The organism is Bradyrhizobium sp. CIR48 (assembly GCF_014198315.1).
Lineage (GTDB): Bacteria > Pseudomonadota > Alphaproteobacteria > Rhizobiales > Xanthobacteraceae > Bradyrhizobium.
Genome location: NZ_JACIHG010000008.1, coordinates 40544 through 57626 on the forward strand (window position 1 = coordinate 40544; position 17083 = coordinate 57626).

At 64.8% G+C, this 17083-nt stretch carries 12 protein-coding genes; 6 read left to right on the forward strand and 6 right to left on the reverse strand.

Annotated elements, in window-relative coordinates:
• Window positions 1–33 precede the first annotated feature (33 nt).
• Both GGD66_RS24085 and GGD66_RS24090 read right to left on the reverse strand, forming a co-directional pair.
• Window positions 34–1644: an acyl-CoA synthetase gene (locus GGD66_RS24085; protein WP_183259180.1), complete on the reverse strand. Its 1611-nt coding sequence runs from the start codon at window positions 1642–1644 to the stop codon at window positions 34–36.
• Between the two features lie 116 nt (window positions 1645–1760).
• Window positions 1761–2528 (reverse strand): FadR/GntR family transcriptional regulator, encoded by a 768-nt coding sequence (locus tag GGD66_RS24090; RefSeq protein WP_183259181.1) that lies wholly within the window; start codon window positions 2526–2528, stop codon window positions 1761–1763.
• A 165-nt stretch (window positions 2529–2693) separates the two neighbouring features.
• Here GGD66_RS24090 and GGD66_RS24095 point away from each other — a divergent pair, with 165 nt between their 5' ends.
• From GGD66_RS24095 to GGD66_RS24110, 4 genes are all read left to right on the forward strand, one after another.
• Window positions 2694–3899 (forward strand): ABC transporter substrate-binding protein, encoded by a 1206-nt coding sequence (locus GGD66_RS24095; protein ID WP_091955879.1) that lies wholly within the window; start codon window positions 2694–2696, stop codon window positions 3897–3899.
• Window positions 3900–4146: 247 nt separating this feature from the next.
• Complete coding sequence (locus tag GGD66_RS24100; RefSeq protein ID WP_183238120.1) at window positions 4147–5214, forward strand: HlyD family secretion protein; 1068 nt, start codon at window positions 4147–4149, stop codon at window positions 5212–5214.
• Window positions 5211–7982: a ribosome-associated ATPase/putative transporter RbbA gene (rbbA, locus tag GGD66_RS24105; RefSeq protein ID WP_183259182.1), complete on the forward strand. Its 2772-nt coding sequence runs from the start codon at window positions 5211–5213 to the stop codon at window positions 7980–7982. Before GGD66_RS24100 ends, rbbA begins: the two co-directional genes overlap by 4 nt.
• A 2-nt stretch (window positions 7983–7984) precedes the next feature.
• Window positions 7985–9097: an ABC transporter permease gene (locus GGD66_RS24110; RefSeq protein WP_018321401.1), complete on the forward strand. Its 1113-nt coding sequence runs from the start codon at window positions 7985–7987 to the stop codon at window positions 9095–9097.
• Window positions 9098–9106: 9 nt separating this feature from the next.
• Here the strand turns inward: GGD66_RS24110 and GGD66_RS24115 are convergent, their stop codons facing one another.
• From GGD66_RS24115 to GGD66_RS24125, 3 genes are all read right to left on the reverse strand, one after another.
• Entirely contained in the window at window positions 9107–9595 is a 489-nt protein-coding gene (locus tag GGD66_RS24115; RefSeq protein WP_018321400.1) for a DUF2059 domain-containing protein, read from the reverse strand.
• A 29-nt stretch (window positions 9596–9624) separates the two neighbouring features.
• Window positions 9625–10839 (reverse strand): OpgC domain-containing protein, encoded by a 1215-nt coding sequence (locus tag GGD66_RS24120; protein WP_018321399.1) that lies wholly within the window; start codon window positions 10837–10839, stop codon window positions 9625–9627.
• Between the two features lie 307 nt (window positions 10840–11146).
• Complete coding sequence (locus tag GGD66_RS24125; RefSeq protein ID WP_183259183.1) at window positions 11147–14203, reverse strand: AAA family ATPase; 3057 nt, start codon at window positions 14201–14203, stop codon at window positions 11147–11149.
• A 263-nt stretch (window positions 14204–14466) separates the two neighbouring features.
• Between GGD66_RS24125 and GGD66_RS24130 the strand changes: the two genes are divergently transcribed.
• Window positions 14467–14958: a hypothetical protein gene (locus GGD66_RS24130; RefSeq protein ID WP_018321397.1), complete on the forward strand. Its 492-nt coding sequence runs from the start codon at window positions 14467–14469 to the stop codon at window positions 14956–14958.
• A gap of 297 nt (window positions 14959–15255) precedes the next feature.
• On the opposite strand, the gene GGD66_RS24135 is transcribed toward GGD66_RS24130, so the two are convergent.
• Complete coding sequence (locus GGD66_RS24135; protein WP_183259184.1) at window positions 15256–16155, reverse strand: alpha/beta fold hydrolase; 900 nt, start codon at window positions 16153–16155, stop codon at window positions 15256–15258.
• A gap of 185 nt (window positions 16156–16340) precedes the next feature.
• Between GGD66_RS24135 and GGD66_RS24140 the strand changes: the two genes are divergently transcribed.
• Entirely contained in the window at window positions 16341–17036 is a 696-nt protein-coding gene (locus GGD66_RS24140) for a DUF899 family protein (protein WP_183259185.1), read from the forward strand.
• The last annotated feature ends 47 nt before the right edge of the window (window positions 17037–17083 follow it).

A 17083-nucleotide genomic window follows, 5' to 3' on the forward strand; every position in this document is an offset into this window, starting at 1 on the left:
CTCGATCACGACGCAGCCAAAAGCCGCCCGGCCTTACGCGCCAAAATTCTTCTGGATCGCCTTGTCGAGCGTCTCGCCGCCGACGAAGCGCTGGCGCAGCTCGCGCTTGAGCAGCTTGCCGCTCGGATTCTTCGGCAAGGCATCCACGAAGATGACGCGCTTGGGCACCTTGAAATGCGCCATCTGGCCGGCGCAGTGCTTGATGACGGCGTCCTCGTCCAGCTTTTCGCCGCTCTTGACCACGACGATGGCGGTGACCGCCTCGATCCAGCGCGGATCGGGCAGGCCGACGACGGCGACCTCGGAAACCGCCGGGATACGATACACCATCTCCTCGACCTCGCGGCTGGCGACGTTCTCGCCGCCGGTCTTGATCATATCCTTGACCCGGTCGACCACGGTGATGTGGCCCTCTTCGTCGACGGTGGCGAGATCGCCGGAGTGAAACCAGCCGCCGGCAAACGCTGCCGCAGTCTTCACGGGATCGTTGTAATAGCCGGACAACAGATGCGGCGAACGGTGCACGATCTCGCCGACCTCGCCGACCTCAACGTCTTCCATTGACGTGTTGACGACGCGCGTCTCGACATTGAGCACGGGCTTGCCCGCCGATCCAGCCTTGCGCAGCTGGTCCTCCGGCCGCAGCACGGTCGCGAGCGGCGCGATCTCGGTCTGGCCGTAGAAGTTCCAGAATTTTACGGCGGGCAGGCGACGCTGAAGCTCGAGCAGAACTTCCACCGGCATGATCGAGGCGCCGTAATAGCCCTTCTGCAGGGACGACAGGTCGGACTTGTCAAAATTCGGCGAGCGCAGCATCGCGATCCAGATCGTCGGCGGCGCGAAGAAGGAGGTAATCTTGTGGGCCTGGATCAGGGCCAGGATGTTGTCGGCGGTCGGCTTGCCCGTGATGACGCCGGAGGCGCCGAGATAGATCTGTGGCCCGAGGAACACGTCCAACTGGGCGCAGTGATACAGCGGCAGCGCGTGCAGGAACTTGTCGTCCACGCTCATGCCGCCGTCGATGATACAGCTGACATACTGCCACATCACGGCTTCGTGGGTCAGCATCGCACCCTTGGGCAGCGATTCGGTGCCTGAGGTGTAGACGATCTGCGCGAGATCGCGGCTATCGACCGAGGCATCCAGGAACGAGCCCTCGGAATGAAGCAGATCGTCGAAGGTGGTGAGGCCCGCCGGCGCCGACGCGGGATCCTCGCCCGGCAGCCAGATCATTTTTTCGACCGCACAGTCTTTCGCGCTGGCGGCCTTCGCCGGCTCGACGAAATCGGGACCGGTCGCGAGCAACTTTGCGCCGGAGCTTTTCAGGATGAAATTGATCTCGTCCGGATTGAGCATGAAGTTGATCGGCACCAGAACCGCGCCAATCCGCGCCACCGCGAAGCGCAGCGCGGCGAACGCGTGCGAATTGCGCGACAGCACCGCGAGGCGGTCGCCCTTCTTCACGCCGAGCCCGAGCAGACCACGGCCGAGCCGGTTGCAGATCGCGTCCATCTCGGCAAAGGTCCAGCTCACATTGCCGCAACTCACCGCGAGCTTGTTCGGTTCGCGCCCTGCCGAGCGGCGCAGGAGATCGCCGATGGAATGTTCGCGTGCCTTCGCGATGGTGGCTGCGGTCTCGCTCATGTGTCCCTCCGGGTGATGTCTTTGTTTGTTGGATTTCTTGCTTGATATCTTGCGTCTTCTCTTTTGCGCATGATCTTGCCGGAAAACCGCTTCACACTTTTCCGGATCATGCGGCGTTATCTTCGCCGGGCCGCCTGCGCGTGCTCCATGTACATGTGCTCGACCGAGCGATCGAGCGAGGCGATCTTCTCGAAGCCGCGGCGCCAGTCCTGTAAATGCCGGCGCGTCCAGAGCACGCCAGCCTCGCGATCGCGGCGGCGGATCGCGTCGATGAGATGGCGGTGCGCCGCGACGAGACGCGGGCCGCCCTCGGCGACACCCGTCACGATCATCTCGGTGGTCGGATAGAACAGCTGCGCCGCGGGCTCGCGCGCGAGCTGGAGCACGCGGTTCTGCGAGGCTTTTGCGACCAGCACGTGGAATTCGGCGTCACATTCGGCCAGCATCGCGGGATCGCCGACCACGGCCTCGCTGCGCAGCAGATTGGCGTCGAGCTCGGCGAGGTTCTCGTCCGTCGCGCGCTCCACGGCGCCCTCGATGCTGGCGACCTCCAGCGTCATCGAGGCTTCATAGAGCTCGCGGAAGGTGACCTCATGCAGCACCAGCGCGCGGCTGAGACGGCTTGCGAGCTTGCTGTAGCGCGGCAGGCAGGCGTGCAAGCGGCGCGAGGAATCGCGCCGGATCAGCCCGCCCTCCTCCAGCACACGGATGCCCTCGCGAATGGTCGAGCGATTGACGCCGAACTGGCGGACCAGATCGTGCTCGGTGCCGATGGGATCGCCGGGCTTGATGCGGCCATTGACGATCTCGCGCTCGATGGCGTCGGCGACCTTCTGATAGGCCGGCGCGACATCGATCGGTCGGAACAGCGGCGCGATGGGCAAACCGGCCTCCAATGGCGATTGTCGGACAAAGTATAGGCACCGACGATGGGTGCGTCAAACTACATCATTCATAACATCCGCCGAGGAAATTGACTCCGCCGGAACCCCACTCTAGCTTTGTCGGACAAAGGGACAGAATAGTCCCGCTCAAGAGGAAACGTATCCATGAGACCCATCGCAGCACTCGTGTCTGCGGCCGGCTTGCTGTCGGCTGCCCTGATCACCCCTGCCTCGGCCCAGCAGGCGCCGCTCAAGATCGGCGTGCTCTCCGACTTCTCCTCCGTCTATTCCGACATCGGCGGCATGGGGAATGTCGAGGCGACCAAAATGGCAATCGAGGATTTCGGCGGTCAGATGTTCGGCAAGCCGATCGACATGGTCTCGGCCGACGTGCTCAACAAGCCCGACGTCGCCTCCACCATCGCGCGCAAATGGTGGGAGACCGAAGGCGTCGACATGATCATCGACCTGCCGACCTCGGCGACCGCGCTCGCGGTGATGGAGCTGTCGAAGCAGTACGAGAAGATCATGATCGTGACGGATGCGGCCAGCTCCGACATCACCGGAAAATCCTGCTCGCCCTACACCGCGCACTGGACCTACGACACCTATGCCAACGCGCACACCGTCGGCAGCGCCATCGTCAAGAACGGCGGCGACACCTGGTTCTTCCTCACCGCCGACTACGTGTTCGGCCATTCGGTCGAGCGCGATACCGGCGATGTCGTAAAGGCTGCGGGCGGCAAGGTACTGGGCAGCGTCAAGCATCCGCTCAACACCGCCGATTTCTCCTCGTTCCTGCTCCAGGCCCAGGCTTCCAAGGCCAAGATCATCGGCCTCGCCAACGGCGGCGGCGACACCATCAACGCGATCAAGCAGGCCGGTGAGTTCGGCATCGTCGCCGGCGGACAGAACCTGGCGGCGATCGTGATGTTCATCTCCGACGTGCACAGCCTGGGCCTCAAGCTCGCGCAAGGCCTGATCATCACCGAGGCCTATTACTGGGATCTCAACGACAAGACCCGCGCCTTCGGCAAGCGCTTCCTCGAGCGCGTCAAGCGCATGCCGACGATGAACCAGGCCGCGACCTACAGCGCGACGCTGCATTACCTCAAGGCCGTGCAGGCGGCCGGCACCAGGGACACCAAGACGGTGATGGCGAAGATGCGCGAGCTGCCGGTGAAGGACGCCTTCACCGACAACGGCGTGCTGCGCGAGGACGGCCGCATGGTGCACAGCATGTACCTGTTCCAGGTGAAGAAGCCGGAGGAATCGAAGGGGCCGTGGGATTATTACAAGCTGCTCGCCGAGGTGCCCGCCGATCAGGCGTTTCGGCCCCTGAAGGATGGCGGCTGCCCGCTGGTGAAGTGAAGCGGCCTGGATCGCGGATGGTCATCTGTTCAGCAAGCCTCGCTCGTCCGCTTGGGCAATCTGTGCGGACGAGCGGCGACGATGGCGCGCCGCCCAAACATGAGGCACGGGTGCAGCGCGCCGCCGTCTGATCTGCATCAAGTTGCGATGCAAAATTCGCTGCAATGTTGGGCTCGCCCTTCCGCGCCTTCGGCGGCCGGGCGTTCGTGTCTCAACAGTGGGCGCCGCCTCACGGCGTTTTGAACAGATGAACTTCACCCCGGGTCGCGTCATCGCCGCGATCGCCGTGCTCGTTGCTGGCGGCGGCTATTACTATTGGCAGCACCGCGATACCAACACACTGCCGGCAGGCTTCGCCCGCGGCAACGGCCGCATCGAGGCGGTCGAGATCGACATCGCGACCAAGACGCCGGGCCGGATTCGCGAGATCCTGGTCAACGAAGGTGACTTCGTGCGCGCGGGCCAGGTTCTGGCGCGTATGGACACCGAGCAATTGCAGGCCCAGCGCCGCCAGGCCGACGCGCAGCTCAAGCGCGCGACGATCAATGTCGAGACCGCGAAGAGCCTGGTGAACCAGCGTGAAGCCGAACGCAGGGCCGCCGAGGCCGTGGTCGACCAGCGCATCGCTCAGCTCGACACCACGAGCCGCAAGCTCGATCGTTCCGAGCAACTGATCAGAACCAGTGCGGTATCGCAGCAGGTGCTGGACGACGACCGTTCCGCCAACGCCACGGCCAAGGCGGCGCTCGCCGCGTCCCACGCTCAGGTCGCCGCATCCGAGGCCGCGATCAGCTCCGCCCGCGCCATGGTGATCGATGCCGGCGCCTCGGTCGACGCCGCGAAGGCCGCGATCGAAAGCATCAATGCCGACCTCAACGACAGCGTCCTGAAGGCGCCGCGCGACGGCCGCGTGCAGTATCGCGTGTCGCAGCCCGGCGAAGTGCTCGCCGCCGGCGGCCGCGTCCTCAACATGGTCGATCTCGGCGACGTCTACATGACGTTCTTCCTGCCGACGGCCGATGCCGGGCGCGTCGCGATGGGCGCCGAGGTTCGCCTCGTGCTCGACGCCATCCCGCAATATGTGATCCCTGCCAAGGCCACCTTCGTCGCCGACGTCGCACAGTTCACGCCCAAGACCGTCGAGACCGAGGAGGAACGCCAGAAGCTGATGTTCCGCATCAAGGCACATATCGCACCCGAGCTGCTGCGCCAGCACATCGAGCATGTGAAGACCGGCCTGCCCGGCATGGCGTATGTGCAGCTCGATCCGGCCGCGCAATGGCCCGGCAATCTCAACATCAAGCTGACGAGATGAGCACGACGGCCGCAGCCGAGCTGCCTGCCGGGCGCGGCAGCGTGGTGCATCTCGAAGGCGTGGGCCTGAGCTATGGCAAGGCCCGGGCGCTCGATGCCATCACGCTCGACCTGCCGTCCGGCTGCATGGTCGGACTGATCGGCCCCGACGGCGTCGGCAAATCGAGCCTGCTCTCGCTGATCGCCGGGGCCCGCGCGATCCAGCAGGGGCGCATCAACGTCCTCGGCGGCGATATGGCGAGTTCGCGCCATCGCCGCAACGTGTGCCCCGACATCGCCTACATGCCGCAAGGCCTCGGTAAGAATCTGTATCCGACGCTGTCGGTGTTCGAGAACATCGACTTCTTCGGCCGCCTGTTCGGACACGACAAGGCCGAGCGGCACCGGCGGATCGCCGGCCTGCTGCGCGACACCGGGCTCACGGCTTTCGCTGACCGGCCCGCAGCAAAACTCTCCGGCGGCATGAAGCAGAAGGTCGGCCTGTGCTGCGCGCTGATCCACGATCCCGAGCTCTTGATCCTGGACGAGCCGACCACCGGCGTCGATCCGCTGTCGCGCCGCCAGTTCTGGGAATTGATCAGCTCGATCCGCGACAGCCGGCCCGGCATGAGCGTGATCGTCTCGACCGCCTATATGGAAGAGGCCGCGCAGTTCGATGTCCTGATCGCGATGAACGCTGGCCGCGTGCTGGCGACCGGAACGCCCGCCGAGCTCAAGCGGCAGACCGGGGCCGACACGCTCGATGACGCGTTCATCCGCCTCTTGCCCGAAGCGGATCGCGGCGACCATACCGATGTCGTGATCCCGCCGCGGAGTGAAGGCCACGACGAGACAGCGATCGAGGCCGACCACCTGACCCGACGGTTCAACGGCTTCGTCGCCGTCGACGACGTCAGCTTCCGCATCAGGAAGGGCGAGATCTTCGGCTTTCTCGGCTCGAACGGGTGCGGCAAGACCACGACCATGAAGATGCTCACCGGCCTCCTGCCCGTAAGCGAAGGCACCGCGCGGCTGTTCGGCAAGACCATCGATGCCGGCGACATGTCGGTGCGGCGGCGCATCGGCTACATGTCGCAGGGCTTCTCGCTCTATTCGGAGCTCACGGTCGCGCAAAATCTCGACCTGCATGCGCGGCTGTTCGAGCTGCCGGCGGACACCGTCGCCGCGCGCATCAAAGAGATGATCGGCCGGTTCGACCTCGCCGACGTCGCCGACGCCCTGCCCGATGCGTTGCCGCTCGGGCTGCGGCAGCGATTGTCGCTGGCGGTGGCCATGATCCATGCGCCCGACATCCTCATCCTCGACGAGCCGACCTCCGGCGTGGACCCGGTCGCCCGCGACCGCTTCTGGCAGATCCTCGCCGAGCTCTCCCGCAAGGACAACGTCACCATCTTCGTCTCGACCCATTTCATGAACGAGGCCGAGCGCTGCGACCGGGTCTCGCTGATGCATGCGGGCAAGGTGCTGACGTCGGACACCCCCGCCGCGATCGTGGCGGCGCGCGGCACCGCGACGCTGGAGCAGGCCTTCATCGCCTGCCTGGAGGAGGCGATCGCGGATACGGCGGAGCCGGCCGGCCAGCCTGCGATCGCATCGCCTCTACCGGCCGCGACAGCGGAGCCGCCGCGCAAGCGCGGTGCGAGGTTCAATCCGACGCGCATGCTCGCCTATTCCCGGCGCGAGGCGCTCGAACTGCGGCGCGACCCGATCCGCGCCACGCTCGCAATCCTCGGCAGCGTGCTGCTGCTGTTCGTGCTGGGCTATGGCATCAGCATGGACGTCGAGAACCTGACCTTCGCCGTGCTCGACCGCGACGACAGCGCGATCAGCCGCGACTACAGCCTCCAGATCGCGGGCTCGCGCTATTTTACCGAAAAATCCCCTATCACCGATTACGCCGATCTCGACCGCCGCATGCGCGCCGGCGAGATCGGGCTCGCCATCGAGCTGCCGGCGGGCTTCGGCCGCGACGTCAGCCGCGGCCGCCATGTCGAGATCGGCGCCTGGGTCGACGGCGCCAATCCGACCAGGGCCGAAACGCTGCGCTCCTATGCCCAGGCGATCCACGCCACCTGGCTCGCGCAGAAGGGCCGCGAGCTCTATGGCGAGGCGGCAATCGCCGGCTCCTATCAGCTCCAGCTGCGCTATCGCTACAATCCCGATGTCATCAGCGTCGTCGCCATGGCGCCGGGCATTATTCCGCTGCTGCTGGTGATGATCCCGGCGGTGCTCGCGGCGCTCGCGGTCGTGCGCGAGAAGGAGCTCGGCTCGATCGTCAATTTCTACGTGACGCCGGTGACGCGGATGGAATTCCTGCTCGGCACGCAGCTGCCCTATGTCGTGCTGGCGTTCGGAAACTTCCTCCTCCTGGTCGGCTTTGCCCTCGTCGTCTTCCGCGTGCCCTTCACTGGGAGCTTTCCGACCTACGCGCTCGCCGCGCTGCTTTACGTCACGGCGACGACCGGCATGGGGCTGGTGATCTCGGCCTTCATGAACAGCCAGATCGCGGCCCTGTTCGGCACGGTGCTGATCACGCTGATTCCGGCCATCCAGTATTCCGGGCTGATCGACCCGGTGTCGTCGCTGCAGGGGGCCGGCGCGCTGATTGGACGGCTCTATCCCGCCACCTATTTCGTCACGATCTCGCGCGGCACCTTCTCCAAGGGCCTGGCGTTCGACACCCTCCACAACGATCTCCTGGCGCTCGCAGTCATGGTGCCCGTCCTGGTGATCGCCGGCGCGATGCTGCTGAAGAAACAGGCCCGCTGACCATGCGCTTCGACAACGTATTCCAGCTCGGCATCAAGGAATTGCGCGGCCTGGTGCGTGACCCCACGCTGCTCGTGCTCATCGTCTATTCCTTCACGCTGGCGGTTTATGCCGGCGCGAAGGCGCTGCCGGAAACGTTGAACCGCGCCGCGATCGCGGTCGTCGACGAGGACCATTCGCCGATCTCGACCCGCATCGAGATGGCGTTCACCGCGCCCTATTTCTCCGCGCCGCGCCTGATCTCGCAATATGAGATGGACCGGAGGATGGACGCCGGCCTCGACACTTTCGCACTCGACATCCCGCCCGACTTCCAACGCGACCTGCTGGCGCGCAAATCGCCCACGATCCAGCTCAACGTCGATGCGACACGCATCTCGCAGGCGTTCAACGGCGGCGGCTATGTCGAGCAGATCGTCAGCGCGGAAGTCGCGGAGTTTTTGGCGCATACGCGCGATGCCCAGGCCGCGCCGATCGAGCTGGCGCTGCGGGCGCGGTTCAATCCGGAGCTGAAGAAATCCTGGTTCGGCGCCATCGACCACGTGATCACCTCGATCACGATGCTCTCGATCATCCTGACGGGTGCGGCGCTGATCCGCGAGCGCGAGCACGGCACCATCGAGCACCTCCTGGTGATGCCGGTCACGCCGCTGGAGATCATGGTGAGCAAGGTCTGGTCGATGGGGGCCGTGGTGCTGGTCGCCTCTGGGCTGTCGATCGCCTTCGTCGTCAAGGGATGGCTAGAGGTGACGATCGACGGCTCGCTGGCGCTGTTCCTCGTCGGCGCCGCGCTGCAGCTGTTTGCCACCACCAGCATGGGCATCTTCCTCGCCACCGTCGCCGGCTCGATGCCGCAGTTCGGGCTGCTGCTGATCATGATCCTGCTGCCGCTGCAGACCCTGTCGGGCAGCATGACGCCGCGGGAGAGTATGCCGCAATTCGTCCAGGACATCATGCTGGCGGCGCCCAACACGCATTTCGTGATGCTCGCCCAGGCGATCCTGTTCCGCGGCGCGGGCCTGGAGGCGGTGTGGCCGCAGCTGGTCGCGCTCGCCGTGATCGGCGGCATCTTCTTCCTGATCGCGCTGCGGCGGTTCCGCGCATTCCTGGCTTAGCGCGCGACTCTACAGCTTGTGCCCCTTCTGGCGCAGCGCCTCGATCAGGCGCTGCTTCAGTTCGTCGGCGGCCTTCTGGCTGACGTCCTGGCCGATTTGCGCACTCGCCTGCGCCAGCGCATCCGACTTCTCCAAAAACTTCTTCCCGGCCGGCTGGGCATAGAACGCCTCGATCTGGCGCAGCTCATCCACCGTGAAGCTCTGGGCATAGAACGCCGCGATCTGCTCGACCATGGACGCTACGAACGGAGCATAGATCTCTGAGCCGGGTGCCGTCACCGCATCGTAGTCGCGCTCGATCTCCGGCCTGTCCTGCGCGACCACGGGCCGAAGCTTGAGCAGGAGCTGCGGCAGCAATGCGCGGTACTGATCGGCGATCTTCAAGGTGACGACGAGCTTGCGTGCCGCGCTCATCGCCTCCGGCGACGGCGCCTGTGCCGATGCACCGCAGGCGAGAAACAGGAGAGTGCCGGCGATCGTCAACAAACGTTTGGACATTGGGCTCTCCCGGAAATGCGGACGATGCTTCAGCGGCTCGCGGGAGCCGCGCCGGCGGTCGCGGCCTGCGCGCTCTCGACCATCTCCGGCTCCTCGACCTCGGTCACCTTCACGAACAGGTTCGGCACGCGCTCGGCGCGGTTGAGCAGCCAGGCCGCGCCGACCATGATGACGATGCCGACGATGGAGACGGCGAACTGCTCCCAGACGCCCTTGGTGTATTGCGTCAGGATCCAGTGCGCCGAGAACGACAGGAACACACCGAGACAGAAGATCGGCAGCGAGTGCTGGCCGCAGAGGATCACGGGGCGCAGCCAGACCCCATGCAGCGCCCGCCATTTGCGCGAGAGGAAGTGGGTGACCCAGATTGCCAATGCCAGGAAATGCGTGAAGCGCAGCATGTCGAGGTCGGTCTTGTCGATCGGGTAGATCGCCTTGATCATCCATTTCGGGATCAGCGCCTCGAGCGCGGGGACGTGCCAGGTCATCACGATCAGCAGCGCGAACACCAGCCAGGCCGCGGCCAGACCCATCGCCGCCCTCGACCACACCCATCTGGCGACCTTGTCGATCTGGCCGACGCCGCACCAGGCCGCGAACACGAACATCAACTGCCAGCAGAACGGATTGAAGTACCAGGTCGTGCCGGGCGGGTAGGAAGCGATGTTCCAGTTGAACCAGCGCGCCAGCACGTAGAGCACGACCGAGGCGGCGAGCGTCAGGTTCGGCCGGCGCACCAGGCACCAGACGATGAAAGGTGAGGCGAGCACCAGCGTGATGTAGAGCGGCAGCACGTCGAGATTGACCGGCTTGTATTTCAGCACGATCGCCTGCCCGATCAGCTCGTCCGGATGCGCCAGGAAGTTGAACACGTTGAACTCATGCTGGTACATCGGATTGTCGAAGCGGCGCGCGGTGCGGGCGATCTGCGCGGTGAACAGAAGGAACAGCATGATGTGCGCGACATACAGCTCGGCCGCACGCCGCCACAGCCGCTTCATCGCGGCGAGAAACCAGCCGCCGGCGACGATCGGTCCGTAGATCCAGCCGACCAGATAGCCGGAGATGAAGACGAAGAATTCGGCCGCATCGCTGAAGCCGTAATTGCGCAGCGTCAGCCAGGCCACGACGTCGTGCGGGATGTGATCGAGGAAGATCATCCACAGGCCGATGCCGCGGAAGAGATCGAGCCTGAGGTCGCGCTCGACCGGCGCCAACAAAGCTGACTGGTCCCGTGTGATCATGGCCCCGCCTCATCCGGTAGGCGTCGCGCCATGGCGGCGCCGGCAAAATGCGATGCTAAAAAATCGAGATCAAAAGTCACCTGGCCCTGCGGCTAGTCAACGACGGTAGCCCACCTTGGCGTCGGTGCAAGGGGTTCGTCACTGCGGTGAGCGAGGCTGCCTCTCGCAGCCGTCTGGAGGCAGCGCCCGACCAATTATGTCGAAAACAACCCCATGCACAGTAGCTAACCCCTTGTGCTGCCTACGAGATTCGTTCGGCATTTTGGGCCGGCGGTTTGGTGAGGCGCAGACCTTGCCGGGCGCGGCGTCAGATCAGCTCGCTGCCCTGGGCGAGCACCTCGGTCAGCATCGCCTCGGCCTTGCGCTGGAGCGGCCCCGCGCCGCTTTCGGAGGCGATCGCGATGGCGGCGCGCAGCGCGGTAAGGATGGCCGCCCTGCTCTCGGTACTCGAGGCGGGCGTCACAACGGCTTCGCCGAACAGGGCCTCGGCCTCAAGGCCCGAAAACCCCTGCTGGCGGGCGGTGTTGCGCGCCTCGCGCAGCATGTTCTGCGCGGTCCTGACATCGCCGAGGCGGCAGGTCGCGAGTGCAAGGTAGATCGAGCTGCGCAGCACCGCCGAGGTGTAGCCGACCGCCTTGGCCTCCTCGCGCGCCTCGGTCAGCATGCCGCGCGCCCGGTCGAACAGCCCCTGCTCCAGATAGGCCATGCCGAGGTGGCAGGCGAGCACCGGCACGAACAGGCGGATGCCGTGCTTCTGCGCCAGCACAAACCCGTCTTCGAGAATGGCGGCGGCCGCCGCCGGGTCGCCCCGGCCGAGCATCAGGCAGCCGCCGCTATAGGCGGCGGCGACGCGGTCGTAGGGACGTCCGGTCTCCTCCGCGATCGCAGCCGCCTGTTGCTGAAGCTGCTCGGCGGTGTCGAGCTCGCCCATGACGGTGTGAGTGATGGCGTTCATCATGCAGCAGAGGAGGAGCAAGGATCGTGGAGTCGTGCCGATCGGGGCACTCGATGCCGAACCCACGAGACCGGCACGTGCCGCGGCCAGCATCTTCTCGGCGCTATGATAGCGGCCGCAGAGAAAATAGGCCTGCCCAAGACCATATTGTGCGAGATTACGCCAGCCGGGATTGCCTGAGCTTTCCGCCAGACGCACGACCTCTTCCCCGATCGCGACAGCTTCGACCGGCGTTCCGTAGAAGTTCTGCGCGCCCGCTCTCACGGTCATGGCCGCGATCTTGCGCCCGATGTCGTCGATTGCATCGGCGCGCCGTTCGGCTTCGCGTCCCAGATCCAGGGCTTCGGCGACGCGCCCCGATCCGGCAAAGGCCAAACGCGCCTCCATCCGGAGATCGATGGCGTCTGCTTCTCGCGCTTGCGTCACCGGGGTCTTGTCGAGAGACCCCATCGCGATCTCGAAATAGTCGACCGCGTCGGCATAGGCTGAGCGCACCAGACATTTTCGAGCGGCGCTTCTGCCATGGTGAAACGCCTTCTGCCAATCCTTCGCCCTCGTCGCGTGATAGCAGAGCGCGTCCGGCCCGTCGTTCGATGCCTCGTCGTCCTCGAGCGCTGCGAGGATGCTGGCATGGATGCTTTCGCGCACCTTTTCGACCATGGAATCGTAGGTCACCTGCCGGACCATCTCGTGCCGAAATTCGAGCGAGTCCTCCAACTCGCTATCGATCCTGACGAGCAGTTCGGCCCGGTCGAGCGCGGTGAGGCAATCCTGCAGCACGCCTTCCGGCAAGGCCGCGATCTTCCGAAGCAGGGCCTGGTTTGTCCGGGGACCAAACGCCGCGGCGATCTGCAGGAGCGACCGTTCCTGTCGTGACACGCGATCGAGCCGCGCCGCGATCACACCTTGAATGCTGGTGGGAATGCCGAGCTCTTCCACGGGACGCGCAAGAGACAGGTCGCCCCACTGACCGAGGAGCAAGCCGCTGTCCTTCAGACTGCGGCAGACTTCCTCGATGAACAGCGGGACGTTTGCGGTGTGGGAGATGATCCGGTTCTTCAGGTCCGCGTTGGTGGTGGCGGGGCCGAGCATTTCCGCGAGCATGGCCAGGCCCGAATCGTCGTCGAGGGGCCGCATCGCCACGATCTCTGCGTGACAGCGCGCAATCCACACCGGCATCCCGTTGGGCCGCGTGGTCAGCAGCACGAGCAAATCGGGACATTGCAGCGCGGAGAGAGTGGCCATGACCGTATCGCTGGCCCGATCGATCCAATGCAGGTCTTCGATCAGAAGGATCGTGCGCTGACGACGGGCGATGCTCTCGACGATCGCGCAGCTCGCATCCGAAATCGCGCGACCGCGCGCGTGCGGCTCCAGTTCGTCCCATTGCGGATCGGAGATCGGCAGGTCCAGGACCGCGTCGATGGCTCGCTGCTGCACGGCCGGCAACGCCCCTCTGGGATCATCCGTCCTGACCTGATCCCTTGCGGCCAAGTCGAAGATCGACAGCAACAATCGCTTGAGGGCGCTGTACGGCGCGCCCTGGAGATTCGGGCTGCACTCGGCATCGATCAGCCGCCAGCCGCTGGCGCGAAGATCCTGCGCGAACTCGTGCGCAAGCCGCGACTTTCCGATGCCGGCGTCACCCATGAGCAGAACGGTCTGGCGGCTGGCGCTGACCCTTTCGGCCGCACGCCACAGCAAGGCCCGCTCCGTCGTGCGGTCGACAAATCGGGAAACACTGCGCGCACGCCGGACCCGCCAGCTCGAAAGATCGCTCGCGCCCATGACCCGGTACACGGGCATCGGCTCGCCGAAACCGCGGAGCGTCTTGCGACCCAGGAATTCGAAGCGGACATGCCCGTCCGCCAGCTTCTGACAGGCCTCAGAGACGTAGACCTGGTTCGCCTCGGCCGCCGCTTCCAGCCGCGCGGCCAGATGCTGGGCGGCCCCGCCGATCTCATAAACCTTGGAAAATTCGCTGGCGACCATGTAGGCGACCACATGCCCCGAGTGGAGCCCGACCCGGACCTGAAGGCCGGGATCGCCCAGGCTGCCAACACGCCGAACGAGCTCGATGGCCGCGTGGCAGGCGAGCGGCGCGTGGTTGTCGTCGGCGATCGGGGCACCGAACACCGCGGCCAGCCCGTCCCCGAGCTCCTTGCTGACGATGCCGCCAAACTGGCGCACCGCGCCTCTCATCGCCGCGAGAGCCGGCTCAAGGCGCGACACCGCCGCCTCCGGCTCCAGCTCGGCAACAAGTCCAGTGGAATCGACGACGTCGGCGCGCAAAATGGTCACGAACCGCCGTTCGCTGTCGGGCTCAGCGCGCTCGCGGACCGCCGCTCCGCATTTGGAGCACCAGCTATCGCCCGGACCGATCGCCGACTGACACGCGAAGCAATGCATTCCAGCGCCTTCAAACGACTGCCTCAGCAGTCTTCGCTACCCGCGCCCGCGAGACCTTCAGCTTACATTACCAATAGAGGACTACATGGCAATTAGGCTTGCGGGATACGCGACCTTACCGGATGGTAGCTCGCTGGACGAAGTGCAGTCGTGGATGGTAGCGTGCCTGCACACAACAAATTGTGTGATCGGCCGCCGCATCGCGCGTATTTGCGGCCAGACGCTACGGTTTTTGACAATCAGACATATCGAGGAAAGAGGCGATGGCCGGACTGGTATATAGCGGCAAGGCATTTCGAGACTTGATGAACGCCAATTACTATCCCCTGGCGAACATGAAAAAGAGTGTCGCCAAGCTCAAGGCATCCGATGACATCGACCTGCCGACCCTGGAATACGGCCAATACCATTTGATCTTGAACCCGCCGTCGATATGGCCGCAGGGCAGCGCCAAGTACTGGCACAAGGAGAAGGGCCGGGCTCGGGTCGACCTGAGCACCCAGCCGAACACGGTCCCGCTCTCCAAGGACGAGCCCGGCGTCATCCCGCTGACACGATGTGACCTGCTCGATGCCTGCGTGCGGAAATGCTTCAACTCGGAGCCGCCGATCCCGATGAAGACGAAGATCATCAGCCACGCGGCAAGCGATGCCTATGCCCATCGGCACGAGATCCGGTTGGAGTGGGAGTACAAGAAGGGCTCGGACAAGCCGACGCTGCTGAATCTGACGATGGTCTGTCCGCACAGGTCTTGATCTGCAGACGCAACCGGCTTCGATCGTCGCCCGCGCACTTGAGGTGCGCGGGCGTTTTGTTTGCCAGGGTCGCGCGCGCGGCGCGCCCGTCCCCACGCGGGGGGCGCCGCCTCAAGGGAGCGACCGCGCCGGTTTGAGAGGAGCGGTCGATGCCCCGTTGGACTCTTGGAGGTCGAAGGCACCATCGTGGTCGGCCAGTTTTGGCCGGAGGGGCGGTCGGATGCCGACAGCACCAAGATCGTGGCGAGCATCGCGCCGGATGCGAGCGAGCCATCTTCGCAGGTTGCGAACGCGCAACTAGCTATCGCTCCCGAAGAACCGATTCAGCTCAAGGGCCGTCTGCTGCGGAATATCCTCCGGAAAGAAATGTCCTCCATCGAGCGGCTTTCCTTGCACGTCATCGGCCCAGGTCCGCCATAGCCCCAAGGGGCCGCCCTCGCTCGCATACCAGGAATTCAACGGGCCGCGGCGGCTCCAGAGGATCAGGACAGGGCAATCAATCCGGCGGCCGGAATTGCGATCCGCCAGATCATGCTCATGATCGATCGTCGCCGCCGCGCGATATTCCTCGCAGATCGCGTGAACATGCGCCTCATCGCGCAACGCCTCGACATAGGACGTCCGGACGGACTGACTGAAACTGTCTGCTCGCGACCCCCAGCCATGGAGCGCATTGTCGATGACGGCATCGGGGGCTGCGGACAATAGCCGCTCAGGGAGAGGTTCAGGCTGCGCGAGCAACGACCAGGGCCAATAGCCGACCGCCAGTTCTTTGTCGGCACGCTCCCAGGCATCGGCGATCGGAACGACGTCGAGGACGGCGAGCCGCTCCACGCGGTCGCCATGGTCGAGCGCGAGCCGGTAAGCGACACGGCCACCGCGATCATGGCCCGCAACCGAGAAGCGATCGAAGCCAAGCTTCGTCATGACGGACACCATGTCCCTCGCCATCGCCCGCTTCGAATAGGGCGCGTGGTCCGGGCTCGAAGGCGGACAAGCGCTGCGACCATATCCGCGAAGATCGGCGCAGACGACGGTGAAGTCTTGCGCGAGCAACGGCGCAACGTCTCGCCACATCAGATGCGTCTGGGGAAATCCGTGCAGCAGGAGAATCGCCGGCCCCGAACCGGCCCGACGGATGAAAATCCGCGCTTCCTCCGCCTGAACATCGGCGGCCTCGAAATCCTCGAACTTCATTGGACCAGCCCTTCCGAGCGACGGCGAACCAAGCAAGTCCGCAATTGCATATCGACGCCCGGATCCAAATTGGGTTCCGGCCGTAACGGCGTGTCGTTCGGGCTATGTCAAATAAGTGAGCGTAGGTGTCGGAACGAGGGGCCGCCGGACGTCTTCACGGAGAGGCCCCAACCAGAGGTCACGCCATGAATAGTTCCATACTGAAGCCTGCTTCCGAGCTCGCTCGCACGAACAAAGCTCATTTTCCCAACGAAAGCGCCGACTACCGCCGCACCCGCCAAAGCCTCCTGGCCGAGGAGATCGAACTGCGTCGTCATATCGAGCGTGTCGCTGAACTGCGCCGGTCCCTGCCGCCCGGGGGCGAGGTGAAGAAGGACTACGTGTTCGAAGGCGAGAACGGCAAAGCGAGTTTCGCCGATTTGTTTGACGGCAAGCAGACGCTCGCGATCTACAGCTACATGTTCGGGCCGCAGCGGCAGACGCCCTGCCCGATGTGCACCTCATTCATGAGCACGTGGGAACATAAATTGCCCGACATCGAGCAGCGTATCGCCTTCGTCTTCATCGCGCGATCGCCGATCGCGCGGTTGATCGAGGCAAAGAAGGCGCGCGGCTGGACACGACACAAGATCTTCTCCGACCTCTCCGGCGATTACACGCGCGACTACGTCAGCGCCGAGGACGCCGACGTGCCCGGCTACAGCGTGTTCACGCAGCGCGACGGCACGATCCAGCATTTCTGGTCCGGCGAGATGGGTGCCACGATGGCTGACCCCCAACAGGATCCCCGCGGCGCGCCCGACTTCGATCCGCTCTGGACCATCTTAGACACCACGCCAGAGGGGCGCGGCACCGACTGGTATCCAAAGCTCGCTTACTGAAGGCTTCTGTTGTCATTGATCATGCGTGCTCGCGGCTTCGCGGGCAT